The 13,101-nt window shown below is 66.1% G+C and carries 12 protein-coding genes; 8 read left to right on the top strand and 4 right to left on the bottom strand.

The window, feature by feature from the left end:
• Positions 1–2 precede the first annotated feature (2 nt).
• Complete coding sequence (locus I5E68_RS10555) at positions 3–656, bottom strand: carbonic anhydrase (protein WP_197163588.1); 654 nt, start codon at positions 654–656, stop codon at positions 3–5.
• 137 nt (positions 657–793) lie between these two features.
• On the opposite strand from I5E68_RS10555, the gene lipA reads away from it, so the two are divergent.
• On the top strand, positions 794–1,720 hold the full coding sequence (gene lipA, locus I5E68_RS10550; protein ID WP_197163587.1) for a lipoyl synthase: 927 nt from the start codon (positions 794–796) through the stop codon (positions 1,718–1,720).
• Between the two features lie 91 nt (positions 1,721–1,811).
• Complete coding sequence (locus tag I5E68_RS10545; RefSeq protein WP_197163586.1) at positions 1,812–2,258, top strand: type II toxin-antitoxin system RatA family toxin; 447 nt, start codon at positions 1,812–1,814, stop codon at positions 2,256–2,258.
• A 153-nt stretch (positions 2,259–2,411) separates the two neighbouring features.
• Here the strand turns inward: I5E68_RS10545 and I5E68_RS10540 are convergent, their stop codons facing one another.
• From I5E68_RS10540 to I5E68_RS10530, 3 genes are read right to left on the bottom strand one after another with little or no spacing between them, the layout of a single operon-like run.
• Positions 2,412–2,912, bottom strand: coding sequence for a CinA family protein (locus tag I5E68_RS10540; protein WP_197163585.1), 501 nt, complete (start codon positions 2,910–2,912; stop codon positions 2,412–2,414).
• Between the two features lie 37 nt (positions 2,913–2,949).
• The gene (locus I5E68_RS10535; protein ID WP_197163584.1) at positions 2,950–3,549 is read right to left on the bottom strand and encodes a hypothetical protein; all 600 of its coding nucleotides are present in this window, start codon (positions 3,547–3,549) and stop codon (positions 2,950–2,952) included.
• A 29-nt stretch (positions 3,550–3,578) separates the two neighbouring features.
• On the bottom strand, positions 3,579–4,766 hold the full coding sequence (locus tag I5E68_RS10530; protein ID WP_197163583.1) for a bifunctional 2-C-methyl-D-erythritol 4-phosphate cytidylyltransferase/2-C-methyl-D-erythritol 2,4-cyclodiphosphate synthase: 1,188 nt from the start codon (positions 4,764–4,766) through the stop codon (positions 3,579–3,581).
• A 92-nt stretch (positions 4,767–4,858) separates the two neighbouring features.
• On the opposite strand from I5E68_RS10530, the gene dusB reads away from it, so the two are divergent.
• From dusB to hfq, 6 genes are all read left to right on the top strand, one after another.
• The gene (gene dusB / locus I5E68_RS10525) at positions 4,859–5,875 is read left to right on the top strand and encodes a tRNA dihydrouridine synthase DusB (RefSeq protein ID WP_197164741.1); all 1,017 of its coding nucleotides are present in this window, start codon (positions 4,859–4,861) and stop codon (positions 5,873–5,875) included.
• On the top strand, positions 5,872–7,014 hold the full coding sequence (locus I5E68_RS10520; RefSeq protein ID WP_197163582.1) for a two-component system sensor histidine kinase NtrB: 1,143 nt from the start codon (positions 5,872–5,874) through the stop codon (positions 7,012–7,014). The genes dusB and I5E68_RS10520 overlap by 4 nt, the downstream gene beginning before the upstream one ends.
• Entirely contained in the window at positions 7,011–8,510 is a 1,500-nt protein-coding gene (locus tag I5E68_RS10515; RefSeq protein WP_197163580.1) for a sigma-54-dependent transcriptional regulator, read from the top strand. Before I5E68_RS10520 ends, I5E68_RS10515 begins: the two co-directional genes overlap by 4 nt.
• A gap of 185 nt (positions 8,511–8,695) precedes the next feature.
• Entirely contained in the window at positions 8,696–10,861 is a 2,166-nt protein-coding gene (locus tag I5E68_RS10510) for a sensor histidine kinase (RefSeq protein ID WP_197163577.1), read from the top strand.
• 104 nt (positions 10,862–10,965) lie between these two features.
• On the top strand, positions 10,966–12,363 hold the full coding sequence (gene ntrX, locus I5E68_RS10505) for a nitrogen assimilation response regulator NtrX (protein ID WP_197163575.1): 1,398 nt from the start codon (positions 10,966–10,968) through the stop codon (positions 12,361–12,363).
• A gap of 135 nt (positions 12,364–12,498) precedes the next feature.
• Positions 12,499–13,086: an RNA chaperone Hfq gene (gene hfq / locus I5E68_RS10500; RefSeq protein ID WP_197163573.1), complete on the top strand. Its 588-nt coding sequence runs from the start codon at positions 12,499–12,501 to the stop codon at positions 13,084–13,086.
• Positions 13,087–13,101 lie beyond the last annotated feature (15 nt).

Below are 13,101 nucleotides of genomic sequence, written 5' to 3'. Positions count from 1 at the left end.
CCTCAGGCGGCGGGCTTGAACTCGCCACTCTCCTCGTCGAGCAGGTGCAGGATGCCATCCGAGATCGCGAAGAACGCGCCGCGCAGGGTCAGTTCGCCGCTCGCGACCTTCTCTGCGACCCAAGGGAAGGTGAGCAGGTTGGCGAGGCTGACCTTCACGCCGGCCAGTTCCATCTCGCGCTCTGCCGCACGGCCCGAGGTGCCGTGTGCGCTGGCGACGCCCTCGCGGGCCTCGTCAAGCAGCGCGATCCAGTCGGCGACGAAGCCGCCTTCACCCGGCTCGTTACCGTGCATCGCCTGGCTGAGCGCGGCCTTGCAACCGCCGCACATGCCATGGCCCATGACCACGACTTCCTTGACCTTGAGGACCTGAACCGCGAACTCGAGCGCGGCCGATACGCCGTGGTGGCCGGGCGTTGTCTCGTAGGGCGGGACGAGCGCGGCGACGTTGCGCACAACGAAGATCTCGCCCGGATCGACGTCGAAGATCTGGCTGGGGTCGACGCGGCTGTCCGAGCAGGAGATGACCATGACCTCGGGTTCCTGGCTCTTGCTGAGCTTGTCCCAACGCTCGCGGTGCGGTGTCCAGCCGGTGTCGCGAAAGCGGCGGTAGCCCTCGAGCAGGGTGTCGAGAACGGGAGAGGGGGCATTGCTCATCTGGGGGCTCCTGAAACGTTTGCTTTTTTACGCTATGCGCACTTAGGATCGAATTCCGGACTGGCAAGTTCCCGCCAAGTTCACCATCGCGCAAGTTGGGGCTGGCATGGGCGCGGCCAAGCGACTATCTGGGGCCCATGAACGACCTTTCCTCTGCCCCGAAGCCCGAACGTCAGCGCAAGCCCGACTGGATCCGCGTCAAGGCGCCGACCTCGCGCGGCTACGGCGAAACGCGCAAGCTGATGCGCGATCTTAAGCTCAACACGGTGTGCGAGGAAGCAGCCTGCCCGAATATCGGCGAGTGCTGGACCAAGAAACATGCGACCGTGATGATCCTTGGCGATACCTGCACGCGCGCCTGCGCGTTCTGCAACGTCAAGACCGGCATGCCCGGTCGCGTCGACACCGCAGAGCCGGCCAATGTCGCCGAACTCGCGCTCAAGACCGGGCTCGAACACATCGTCATCACCTCGGTCGACCGTGACGACCTGCCCGATGGCGGTGCCAACCAGTTCGTGCGCGTGATCGAGGAGCTGCGCGCGGCGACACCCAAGACCACGATCGAGATCCTGACCCCCGATTTCCGCGGCAAGATGCGCGCGGCGATCGAGAAGATCGTCGCTGCCGGACCCGACGTGTTCAACCACAACCTCGAGACCGTGCCGCGTCTCTATCCCACGATCCGTCCCGGCGCGCGCTACTATGCCTCGCTGCGTCTGCTCGAAGAGGTCAAGGCGCACAATCCGGCGATCTTCACCAAGTCGGGCATCATGCTCGGTCTGGGCGAAGAGCGCCTCGAGGTGCACCAGGTCATGGACGACATGCGTTGCGCGGACATCGACTTCCTGACCATGGGCCAGTACCTGCGCCCGACGCCCAAGCACGCCGAGGTCAAGGAATTCGTCACCCCGCAGGCCTTCGATGCCTATGGTTCGATCGCGCGTGCCAAGGGCTTCCTTCAGGTTGCTTCCTCGCCGCTGACCCGGTCGAGCTACCACGCGGGCGATGACTTTGCCGAGATGCGTGCCGCGCGCGAAGCGAAGCTGGCCGGGAAGACGCGTTGATGTCCATCGCCGTCGTGATGCTGTCCCGCGCCGGACACCCTTTGTCGTGCGCCGGTCAGGCAGCTTCGTGCGCGTTCGGGAGCCTCTGATCGTGCCCGGTATCCACGAAACCTACCGCCTGCCTTACAGCGCCGAGCAGATGTTCGACCTCGTCGCCGATGTCGGTCGCTATCAGGAATTCCTGCCCTGGGTCGTCGCGACCCGCGTGCGTTCGGACAGCGAGAGCGAGATGGTTGCGGACATGCTGGTCGGCTTCAAGGCGCTGCGCGAGAAGTTCACCTCGCGCGTCGAGAAGACCCGCCCGAGCGAGATTCGCGTGCACTACGTCGATGGGCCGATGAAGGACCTCGACAACGTCTGGACCTTCCACCCGGTCGGCGAGACTGCCTGCGATATCGAGTTCGACGTGCGCTTCTCGTTTCGCAATGCCTTGTTCGAGAAGCTTGCGGGACAGTATTTCGACAAGGCCTTCCGCAAGATGGTCGCTGCCTTCGAGACCCGCGCCGAAGAGCTCTACGGCCCGCCGGTCGAGAGCTGATCGGCACCGGCAAGAGGTTGCAATCGCAGCCTTTCCAGCGCAGCAGTTACAAAAAGAGCCCGGGGTTACATTTGGTAACTCCGGGCTCTTTTTGGTTGGTGCTCAAGGGCAGGTTACAAAAAGTAACGCGCGCCCCGCGGACCCGGCATCATCTCAGGGCAGCAGCAGTTCCAGCGCGACGAGCGCGGCCTTGTGGCGAATCGTGGCGCGGTCGTTGCCCTCGATCAGCTGCTGTTCTGCATTGACCTCGTCATCGCCGCGAAAGGCGCGGGCGAAGACCACGGTGCCCACCGGCTTGAGTTCGCTGCCGCCGTCGGGACCGGCAATTCCGCTGATCGCAACGGCAACGTCGGCCTGGCTCTGCTTGATCGCGCCCTGCGCCATCGCCCAGGCAGTCGCCGGCGAGACCGCGCCGAAGGCCTCGATCAGGTCGGTCTGGACGCCGAGCATTTCCTGCTTGGCCTCGTTTGAATAGGTCACGAAACCGCGGTCGAGCACGCTCGAGGAGCCGGGCACCTCGGTCAGCGCCGCGCACACGAGGCCGCCGGTGCAGCTCTCGGCGACCGCGATCATGCGGCCGAGCGCCTTGTTCTCGACGATGACCCGCTCGGCGAGCTCCACGAGATCGGTGGGGAAGAGTAGCTGTTTGCCCATGAATATCCTTGCTCGATCGCGGCGCGGGTGCGCGCGATCAGGTCTTGCAGATGGAAAAGCCGCCAGGCAGCGGAGACTTGCCGTTCTGCCGGGTGGTGAGCTCGTCGGCATCGCCCGCGATCTCGACGAAGAGCGCGATCAGTCCGGCGGTGTTCTCGGGCGGTAGCGGCGCGAGCAGGCTGATCGCGAGGTCGATCTGCGGGCAGCTGTCGGGCTTGATCGTCTGTGCGACGAGGCCCGAGACGGTCGCGTCGACCAGCGGTTGCAGCGATTTGTCGGGGAGCTGGCGGGCGATCTCGCCCATGCGCGGATCGGCCCGTTCACCGAGCTTGAGAAAGGCGTTGCGCGCCTGAGGCCAGTGGCGCGGCTTCTGTCCGGTATAGCGCTGGACAAGTTCGGCACGATGCGCGCGCAGATAGGCATTGGCGGGAAGGCTGGCCTGACAGCGCTGGCCGGCGCCGTCGATCACCTGCGGCAGCGAATAAGTCAGCAGCGCTTGTGCTTCGGCGCGCGAGAGGCAGGCCTGCTGGGCGGCGCCCTCCTGCGCGGCCATCGCCGCGCCGGGAACGAGCGCGGCCGCGAGCGCCAGCATCGAGCGCAGGCCGGTCGCGATCCGGGTTGTCTTGCCTTGGGCCATGGGTTCGATCTCCAGCCGGAATTTCGCGTTCAAAGGCGCACGAGACCAACCGCGGCCTGCGCCGCGATGCCTTCGCGCCTACCTGTGAAACCCAGTTTCTCGGTAGTTGTTGCCTTGACGCTGACGAGGGCTTCCTCGACGCCCATGATCTGCGCGAGGCGGCTGCGCATGGCGTCGCGATGCGGGCCGATCTTGGGTGCCTCGCAGATGATCGTCACGTCGGCATTGCCGAGCGTATAACCTGCATCTGCGACGAGGCTCATCGCATGGGCGAGGAAGCGGTCTGATGCTGCCCCTTTCCATTTCGCATCGCTTGGCGGGAAGTGCTGGCCGATGTCGCCTGCGCCCACCGCGCCGAGCAGGGCATCGACGAGGGCGTGGATCGCCACGTCGGCGTCGCTGTGCCCGGAAAGGCCGTGGCTGTGCTCGATCTTCACGCCGCAAAGCCACAGTTCCTCGCCTTCTTCGAGACGGTGGACATCGTAGCCGGAGCCGACGCGGAAGGGTGGGGCGCTCGGGGCGAAATCACTGGCGTAAGTAAGCTTGTGAAGCACGTCGTCTCCTTCGACGAGAGCGACCGCGCAGCCGTCGGCCATCGCCACCTGGGCATCGTCACCCGCTTCGGGGCCGCCCTCCCAGGCGCGGTGCGCGGCGAGAATGCGCGGAAAGTGGAACGCTTGCGGCGTCTGGACCCGGCGCAGGCTTTCGCGCCTGGCGCTGGCACCCATCATTTCGCCCTGTGCGCCGGGTTCGGCATGGGCAAGGCTGTCGACGACGGGCAGCACCGGAATTGCGCCCGGATGCGTCTCGAGCGCGGCGAGCAGCCGTGCGATGACAGCGCCGGGCAGGATGGGGCGCGCAGCATCGTGGATCAGCACGCGTTCGGGCGGCTGTCCGGCTAGCGCCTCGAGCCCGAGGCGGACCGAGACCTGCCGGGTCTCGCCCCCCACCAAGAGGCGCACGCCTGCGATCCCGGCGAGCGCCGCGCGGGCGATATCTTCGCCGCCCTCGGGGATCATCACCAGTATCGGGGTAACGCCCGCGGTGGCGAGCGCCTCTACCGAATGGCGGAGTACCGGCTTGCCGCGCCAGGTCGCGAACTGCTTGGGCACGCTCTGGCCTGCGCGCAGGCCCTTGCCCGCGGCGACCACGATTGCAGCCACGCTGTGCGGCGGGGGCGCCGCCTCGGGGCGATCTCGGGATGGAACTTGCGACATCGCTCCAGCCGGTAATCGCTTGCCGGGACGAGGGCAATCCACTATGTGCTGCCTGTTTTTTAGGCACATTTGCACAAGACATGATCGATACCATGACCCAGATCCCGGTTCCGCCGTCCCTCAAGCCGATCCAGGTCGGCCCCGTCACGATCGACTGCCCGGTCGTGCTCGCGCCGATGACCGGCGTGTCCGACCTGCCGTTCCGCAAGATGGTGCGTGGCTTCGGCTCGGGCCTGAACGTGACCGAGATGATCGCCAGCCCGGCCGCGATCCGCGAGACCCGTGTCTCGATCCAGAAGGCGATGTGGGACAAGGTCGAGGACCCGGTCTCGATGCAGCTGGTAGGCTGCGAACCCGAGCAGATGGGCGAGGCTGCCAAGCTGGTCGAGGACCGCGGCGCCGCGATCATCGACATCAACATGGGTTGCCCGGTGCGCAAGGTCGTCAATGGCGATGCCGGCTCCGCGCTCATGCGCGACGTGCCGCTCGCCACCCGGCTGATCGAGGCGACGGTCAAGGCTGTCAAGGTGCCGGTCACCGTCAAGATGCGCATGGGCTGGTGTCACGACAGCCTCAACGCTCCCGCACTCGCGCGCATCGCCGAGGATCTGGGCGCGAAGATGATCACCGTCCACGGTCGCACCCGCAACCAGATGTACAAGGGCTCGGCGGACTGGTCGTTCGTGCGCCGGGTCAAGGACGCGGTCTCGATCCCGGTCATCGTCAATGGCGACATCTGCGACATCGACGATGCCGCCACCGCGCTCGAGCAGTCGGGCGCCGACGGGCTGATGATCGGGCGCGGCGCCTACGGCAAGCCTTGGATTCTCGCCAAGGTCATGCAGTGGTGGCGCGGCAATGGCCTGATGCGCGAGCCCGATTTCGGTGAGCAGTACGAGATCATCCGCGAGCACTACGAGGACATGCTCAGCCATTATGGGCGCGATACCGGCGTCAAGATGGCACGCAAGCACCTGGGCTGGTACGTCAAGGGCATCCACGGCTCGGCCGAGTTCCGCAACAAGGCCAACTTCATCGACGACCCCGACGAGGTGCTGCGCGCTCTGGCCGAGTTCTACGCACCCTACCGCCACAGCCAGGCTGCATGAGCCCGGGCGAAGCGGTCGGCCCTCACGAGGCGGGCACTGTTCCCGATGCTGGCCGGCTCCTGGCCAGCCTGCCGCTGGCGGTGATCGTGCTCGAGCCGGGCATGCGCATCGCCGCGGTGAACCCGGCTGCCGAGCAGTTCTTCGACCAGTCGCAACGGCGTCTTGTCGGATGCGAGCTGGCATCGGTCTTCGCGGTCTCCGATACCGGAGTGTTCGAACGGTTGTCCGATCCAGACACCCCGATCTCGGCGCGCGAGGTGATCGTGGGCGTCCCGCGTCTCGGTGCGCGGCGCATCGACATGAACGTCGCCCCGGTGGCGGATACGCCGGGCTGGCAGGTGCTCACGATCCACGACAATACCGCGACCGAGGCGCTGGGAGACGATTCGGGCAGCGCCGGCGAAAGCGTCCTGCGCGGACCCGAGATCATGGCGCACGAGATCAAGAACCCGCTCGCCGGCATTCGCGGCGCGGCGCAGCTGCTTGCGCGCAAGGTCGAGGAAAAGGACCGCGCGCTCACCGAGCTGATCAAGTCCGAGGTCGACCGCATCGCCGATCTCATCGGGCGCATGCAGGACCTCTCGCGCCGGACCGCGCCAGAGGTGGTGCCGTGCAACCTGCACGAGGCCGCGCGCCGGGCCATCGACGTCGCCCGCGCCGCCGACGGCGAGATGCCCAAGGGGGTTCGTATCGTCGAGGAGTTCGATCCCTCGCTGCCGCCGGTGCTGGGCAGTCCCGACGCGCTGGTGCAGGTGCTGATCAACCTGCTCGCCAATGCCATCGAGGCTTGCCGCGAGAACCCCGAGCCGCGTGTCGCGATCCGCACCCGTTTTGCCAGCGGGTTGCAACTGCACGCTACGGGCAGCGGGCTGCCGGTGCGCCTGCCGATCGAGATACGCATTTCCGATAATGGTCCCGGCGTGCCGCGCGCGCTGCGCGAGCATATCTTCGAACCTTTCGTCACCAGCAAGAAGTCGGGGCAGGGGCTTGGCCTCCCGCTCGTGCGCAAGCTGGTGCGCGACATGAACGGGCGCATCACCCATGAACGCAACGAGCAGGCCGGGCTCACCCATTTCCGGGTCCATCTGCCGCTCGCCGGGGAGCGCCGCAAGTGGAGCCTCAAGAGGAACCGGTCATGAGTGAAGTCCTGCTGGTCGAGGACGACCTCTCCATCGCCATCGTCATCAATGCCGCGCTGGCCGACGAGGGGGTGCAGGTGATCCACGTCCAGTCGATCGCCGAGCGCGACCGCATGCTGGCCACCCGGCGCTTCGACGCGCTGGTGACCGATGTCATGCTGCCCGATGGCGACGGCATCGAGACGATCGGTGCAGTCCACGCGCGCTGGCCCGAGATGCCGGTAGTCATCCTCTCGGCGCAGAACACGCTCGATACGGCGGTGCGCGCAACCGATACCGGGGCCTTCGAGTACTTTCCCAAGCCCTTCGACATCGACGAACTTGCCCGCACCGTGCGCAAGGCGGCGGGCGATGGTGGCGGCAATGCGGCGCAAGCGCAGGACGAGCCGCTGGTCGCCGATGGCCTGCCGCTGGTTGGACGAAGCCCGGCGATGCAGACGGTATTCCGCATGATCACGCGCGTCCTGCGCAATGATCTGACCGTGCTCATTCTCGGCGAATCCGGCACCGGCAAGGAGCTGGTGGCCGAGGCGATCCACCAGCTCGGCAGCCGCCGGGACGGCCCCTTCGTCGCGGTCAACACCGCCGCCATCCCGGCCGAACTGATCGAGAGCGAGCTCTTCGGGCACGAAAAGGGCGCCTTCACCGGCGCCGTTGCGCGCAATGTCGGCAAGTTCGAGCAGGCCGCGGGCGGCACGCTGTTCCTCGACGAGATCGGCGACATGCCTATGCAGGCGCAGACCCGCCTGCTGCGCGCGCTCCAGTCAGGCGCGGTTCGGCGCGTCGGCGGGCAGGAGGAAATCCGCCTAGACGTGCGTATTGTCGCGGCAACCAACAAGGACCTTGAGCCCGAAATCGCCGCCGGCCGTTTCCGCGAGGACCTCTACTACCGCCTGAACGTCGTGCCGATCGTGATGCCACCATTGCGCGAGCGCGCCGACGACGTCGAGGTGCTGGCACGCCACTTCCTGCAGTCCGCCGCGAATGAAGGGCTGCCGCGCCGCCAGCTCACGCCCGGTGCCGCCCGCCTGCTCAGCCAGCAGCCCTGGCGCGGTAACGTGCGCGAGCTCAAGAATTTCATCTACCGCCTTGCGCTTCTCGCCCGCGAGGACACCGTGGACGCCGATGCGCTGGAGCCGCTGCTGCGCTCCGATGCAGCCGCGCAAGGGATCGCTCCGGGGGCGGTGGCCCCCTCGACCGTTGCCGGCGTTCTGGGTGGAGGGGACACCTTGCCCGCCGCTGCGGTGCAGCCCACCGTTACGGGTGCCGACATCTCGGACGCGGTGCTGGCATGGCTCGCGAACGAACGGCCCGAGAGCGGCAGCATCTATGCCGCCGCGATCGCGGCGCTGGAAAGGCCCTTGTTCACGGAGATCCTGCGCAGCAAGGGTGGCAACCAGCTACGTGCGGCCCAGGCGCTTGGAATCAATCGCAATACCTTGCGCAAGCGACTGAACGAGCTCGCACTCGATCCCGAGAGCTTCGTCGAGCGCTGAGCGTTTCGCACCGCTGGCGCACGCGTTCATCCTGCAGCTTGGTTCATTGCCCTAGGACGACCCGTGCTCGGCGGGCGAGAGCCTGTCATTTTCCTCTTGCTCCGGCGCAACAGTAGTGTTGTATAGGTGCAACTATGAGTGAGAGTTCCCTCCGCAAGAGTGGCTGGCCCCGTTGGTGGAGGCGGATGCAGATCGCTGCGCGGCGGGCGAATTTCTTCGTTTTGATCGAAGCACTCTCGGTCTTCGCCTTTTTCGCGATGACCGCGATCACGTGGATCGCTGTCAATCGCGGCGGTGAGGAAGGCCAGCCTCTTCCGTCCAACCTGACGGCCACGCTGCTCGTCGGTACGCTGGTTCCGGCCATGGCGATCCTCGTGTTGCTCGGCCGCCGCATTGCCTTGCGCCGCGCGGCCGAGAGCATTGGCGGGACCGGGCGGATGCACGTGCGTCTGGTGTTCATCTTCTCGCTGATCTCCGCGATCCCGACGCTGCTGGTGGTGATCTTCGCGTCCTGGCTGTTCCAGTCGGGCGTCGAGTTCTGGTTTTCCGACAACTCGCGCGGATTGCTCGAGAATGCCAACAAGCTGGCGCGTGGATATTACGAGCAGACCTTGCGCGACGTCGGCTACGAATCCGTCGCCATGGCCACGGATTCGCGCGATTATCTGGGCCAGTATCCGGTCGCGAGCCGCCAGTTCCAGGCATTTCTCGCCGACCAGGTCTTGCGCCGCAATCTCTCGGTTGCCGCGATCATCCAGATCGACGACGAGGGCGACCAGCGCACGCCGATCATCGTCGATCCCGATGGCAAGTCCGAGAACAACCGCATCGGTCCCGAAGTGCTCGAGCGGCTCGATCAGGGCGATCCCTATGTCGCCTATTCGCGCGACAACCGGATCGTAGCGGCAGCGCCGATCATGCGCCGCTCGGGGGTCTACTTGCTGGTCGCGCGAAGTTCCGACCTGCTCTCGCTCAGCCAGGGCGAACGTGCCGAAAACATCGTGCGCGCCTACGAGGTCCTGACGAGCCGGGCGCGGGTGTTGCAGTTGCGCTTCAACATCGCCCTGTTCGTCGCCTCGCTGGTGCTCGTCGGCTTTTCGGTCTGGTTCGCGCTGCGCTTCGCAGACAGGCAGGTCCAGCCGCTCTACGAACTGGTCGAGGCCGCACGCCGGGTCGGGGCGGGCAATTATGCGCTGCAGCTTGAAGGGCGCACCGGGGCCGACGAGATCGGTCTGCTCAACCGCGCCTTCAACCGCATGACCGCGCAGATCGACAAGCAGACTCAGGCCCTGCTCGGAGCCAACCGGCAGTTGCACGAGCGGCGCCTGTTCATCGAGGCGGTGCTGGAATCGGTCACCTCGGGGATCATCTCGCTCGACGAGCAGGGGCGCATCCTGCTGATGAACTCGACCGCGCTGAAGCTGACCAATCGCGCCGAGGCACCCGAGGGCATGCCCCTGGCAGAACTCGCCCCGGCGATTGCCGCAATGATCGAGCAGGGCACGGCCTCGGGTCTGGTGCAGTACAGCCGGGGCGGCGAGCTGCTCACGCTGGCGGTCAAGACCAGCCGCGATGCCACCGGCCACGTGATCACCTTCGAGGACATCACCCGCCAGCTGCTCGACCAGCGCACTGCGGCCTGGTCCGACGTGGCGCGGCGCATCGCGCACGAGATCAAGAACCCGCTCACCCCGATCCAGCTCGCGACCGAGCGGCTGAGCCGCCGCTATCGCAAGCAGATCGTCGACAATCCCGAACTGTTCGAGGACCTTACCGCCACGATCATCCGCCAGGTCGGGGACCTTCGCCGTATGGTCGACGAGTTCTCGTCCTTCGCGCGTCTGCCCAAGCCGGTCTTCCGCGCCGAGGACCCGGTCGCGCTCACCCGTCAGGCGCTGTTCCTCCAGGAAGTGGCCCGGCCCGAGATCGGGTTCCGGTTCTCCACCGAGGCCGAGGTCGGCATGATCGATTGCGACCGCCACCAGTTCGGACAAGCCGTGACCAATGTGCTCAAGAACGCGGTCGAGGCGATCGAGGCGAGGGAAAAGGACGCGGGCGAGGGCTACGAAGGCCGGATCGAGGTGCAGGTCTCAAGCCGCGAGGGCTCGGTCTTCGTGCGCATCACTGACAATGGGATAGGCCTCTCGCAGGATCGCGAGCGCATCATCGAGCCTTATGTCACCACGCGCGAGAAGGGCACCGGGCTCGGTCTCGCCATCGTCAACAAGATCGTCGAGGAACATGGCGGCGACATGGTGTTTCTGCCTGCCGAGGGTGGCGGCACCAGCGTCACCATGCGCTTCGCCACCGATCCGCTCGAAAGCGCGCGCAAGTCGGAGGCCGCCGAATGAGACCACTCCATCCGCGCGGTCCGACATGAGCCTTTCGGGCCGCCCCACGCGAGCGCGTCACGATACGCAGCAAACTGACCCAGAGTAAGAAGAAGATCCCAGCCATGGCACTCGAAATCCTGATCGTCGATGATGAACGCGATATCCGCGAACTGGTCGCTGGCGTATTGAGCGACGAAGGCTATGAATGCCGGACTGCCGGCGACAGCACTTCCGCGCTGGCCGAGATCGACACCCGCCGTCCGTCGCTGGTCCTGCTCGACGTGTGGCTCCACGGCAGTCCGATGGACGGGCTCGAGGTGCTCGATGCGATCAAGGCGCGCGAGCCCGAACTGCCGGTGATCATCTTCTCCGGTCACGGCAACATCGACACCGCCGTCGCCGCCATCGGGCGCGGGGCGGTCGACTTCATCGAGAAGCCCTTCGAGGCCGAGAAGCTGCTCCACCTCGTCGGCAAGGCGACCGAGACCGATCGCCTGCGCCGCGAAAACCAGCAGCTTCGCCAGGATTTCTCGACCGGCGAGGAATTCACCGGCTCGAGCGCGCCGATCAACCAGGTCCGCGCGACCTTGAAGCGCATCGCCAATACCGGCAGCCGCCTGCTCATTTCGGGCGCGGCGGGTTCGGGCAAGGAAGTCGCCGCACGCCTGCTTCACGCCTGGAGTCCGCGGGCGGGCAATGCCTTCGTCAGCGTCAATTCGGCACGCATCACGCCCGAGCGCTTCGAGCAGGAACTGTTCGGCGAGGAAGCCGAAGGCGCGCTGGTACGCCCCGGCCTGCTCGAGACCGCCGATGGTGGCACGCTCTACCTCGACGAGGTCTCGGACATGCCGCTCTCGACGCAGGCACGCATCCTGCGCGTGCTGACCGACCAGGCCTTCGTGCGCGTGGGCGGCACGCGCCAGATTCGCGTCGACGTGCGCGTGGTCTCGTCCACCTCGCGCGATCTCGAGAAGGAGATTGCCGAGCGCCGCTTCCGTGAGGACCTGTTCTACCGCCTCAACGTGGTGCCGCTCACGATCCCGGCTCTGCGCGAGCGGCGTGACGACATCCCCGCGCTCGTCGATCATTTCTTCGCGCGCTACGCCAACGAGCAGGGCGTGCCCCCGCCGCAGGTCTCGCCCGAAGCGATGACTGCGCTGCAGGCCTACGAATGGCCGGGCAACGTGCGCCAGCTGCGCAATGTGGTCGAGCGCACCGTGATCATGGCCCCGCGCGAGAAGCTGGGGCGGATCGAGGCAGACATGCTTCCGCCCGAGATCTTCAGCGCGCGCGGCGGCAACGACTCGGGTGCGACGGTGCTGATGAGCGCGCCCTTGCGCGAGGCGCGCGAAAGTTTCGAGCGCGAATACCTGCGCGTGCAGATCCGGCGGTTCTCGGGGAATATCTCGAAGACCGCCTCGTTCATCGGCATGGAACGTTCGGCTCTGCACAGGAAGCTGAAACTGCTGGGAATGTCCGGCGGGCGCGAGGGCGAGGAGACCGGCGAGGGCACGGCGTAATCGCGTTGACACAAGTTTCGGATTTACTGCACTGCAACAAACGGTTAATTTTCGATTCGGTTACGGCATGAATCCCTGAGGGATCGCGCCAGATCGCGGACCGCATTGGCGGCCGCCAAAAAGAAGGAGAATATCATGGCAGGTCGAACGCTTTCGGCACGACCCAAGAGCGCTGAACCCGCGGGCGAAGCAGAGGCCAAGCCGGCCGCACCGGCAGCCGCTCCGGCTCCCGCACCCGCGGCTTCGGCAGGCAAGGGCCAGAACCTGCAGGACCAGTTCCTCAATCTTCTGCGCAAGAACAAGACCCCGGTGACGATGTTCCTCGTCAAGGGCGTCAAGCTGCAGGGCATTGTCACCTGGTTCGACAACTTCTCGATCCTGCTGCGCCGCGACGGCCAGTCGCAGCTGGTCTACAAGCACGCCATCTCGACGATCATGCCCTCGACCCCGGTCGATGCGCGCCAGTTCTCGACCGGCGAGAGCAACAAGAAGACCCGCGTCCTGCAGGACGTCTTCCTCTCCAGCATCCGCAGCGCCGGCGTGCAGGTCACGATGTTCCTGATCAACGGCGTCATGCTGCAGGGCCGCGTCGCCGCCTACGACCTGTTCTGCATGCTGCTCGAGCGCGAAGGCTACGTCCAGCTGGCGTACAAGCATGCCGTCTCGACGATTCAGCCGGTGACCCCGGTCGATCTTCAGGCGCATGAAGAAGCCGACGACTGAGCAAGCGAAGCTGAA

Source organism: Novosphingobium aureum (genome assembly GCF_015865035.1).
Taxonomy (GTDB): Bacteria; Pseudomonadota; Alphaproteobacteria; order Sphingomonadales; family Sphingomonadaceae; genus Novosphingobium; species Novosphingobium aureum.
Note: the sequence above shows the minus strand (reverse complement) of the source record. Positions and strands in the feature narration are given on the sequence as shown.

Coding starts and splice junctions, on each gene's coding strand:
- I5E68_RS10530 (WP_197163583.1), bottom strand. CDS start 4,766: ATGTCGCAAGTTCCATCCCGAGATCGCCCCGAGGCGGCGCCCCCGCCG.
- I5E68_RS10555 (WP_197163588.1), bottom strand. CDS start 656: ATGAGCAATGCCCCCTCTCCCGTTCTCGACACCCTGCTCGAGGGCTAC.
- I5E68_RS10540 (WP_197163585.1), bottom strand. CDS start 2,912: ATGGGCAAACAGCTACTCTTCCCCACCGATCTCGTGGAGCTCGCCGAG.
- I5E68_RS10510 (WP_197163577.1), top strand. CDS start 8,696: ATGCAGATCGCTGCGCGGCGGGCGAATTTCTTCGTTTTGATCGAAGCA.
- lipA (WP_197163587.1), top strand. CDS start 794: ATGAACGACCTTTCCTCTGCCCCGAAGCCCGAACGTCAGCGCAAGCCC.
- I5E68_RS10515 (WP_197163580.1), top strand. CDS start 7,011: ATGAGTGAAGTCCTGCTGGTCGAGGACGACCTCTCCATCGCCATCGTC.
- I5E68_RS10520 (WP_197163582.1), top strand. CDS start 5,872: ATGAGCCCGGGCGAAGCGGTCGGCCCTCACGAGGCGGGCACTGTTCCC.
- dusB (WP_197164741.1), top strand. CDS start 4,859: ATGACCCAGATCCCGGTTCCGCCGTCCCTCAAGCCGATCCAGGTCGGC.
- hfq (WP_197163573.1), top strand. CDS start 12,499: ATGGCAGGTCGAACGCTTTCGGCACGACCCAAGAGCGCTGAACCCGCG.
- ntrX (WP_197163575.1), top strand. CDS start 10,966: ATGGCACTCGAAATCCTGATCGTCGATGATGAACGCGATATCCGCGAA.
- I5E68_RS10535 (WP_197163584.1), bottom strand. CDS start 3,549: ATGGCCCAAGGCAAGACAACCCGGATCGCGACCGGCCTGCGCTCGATG.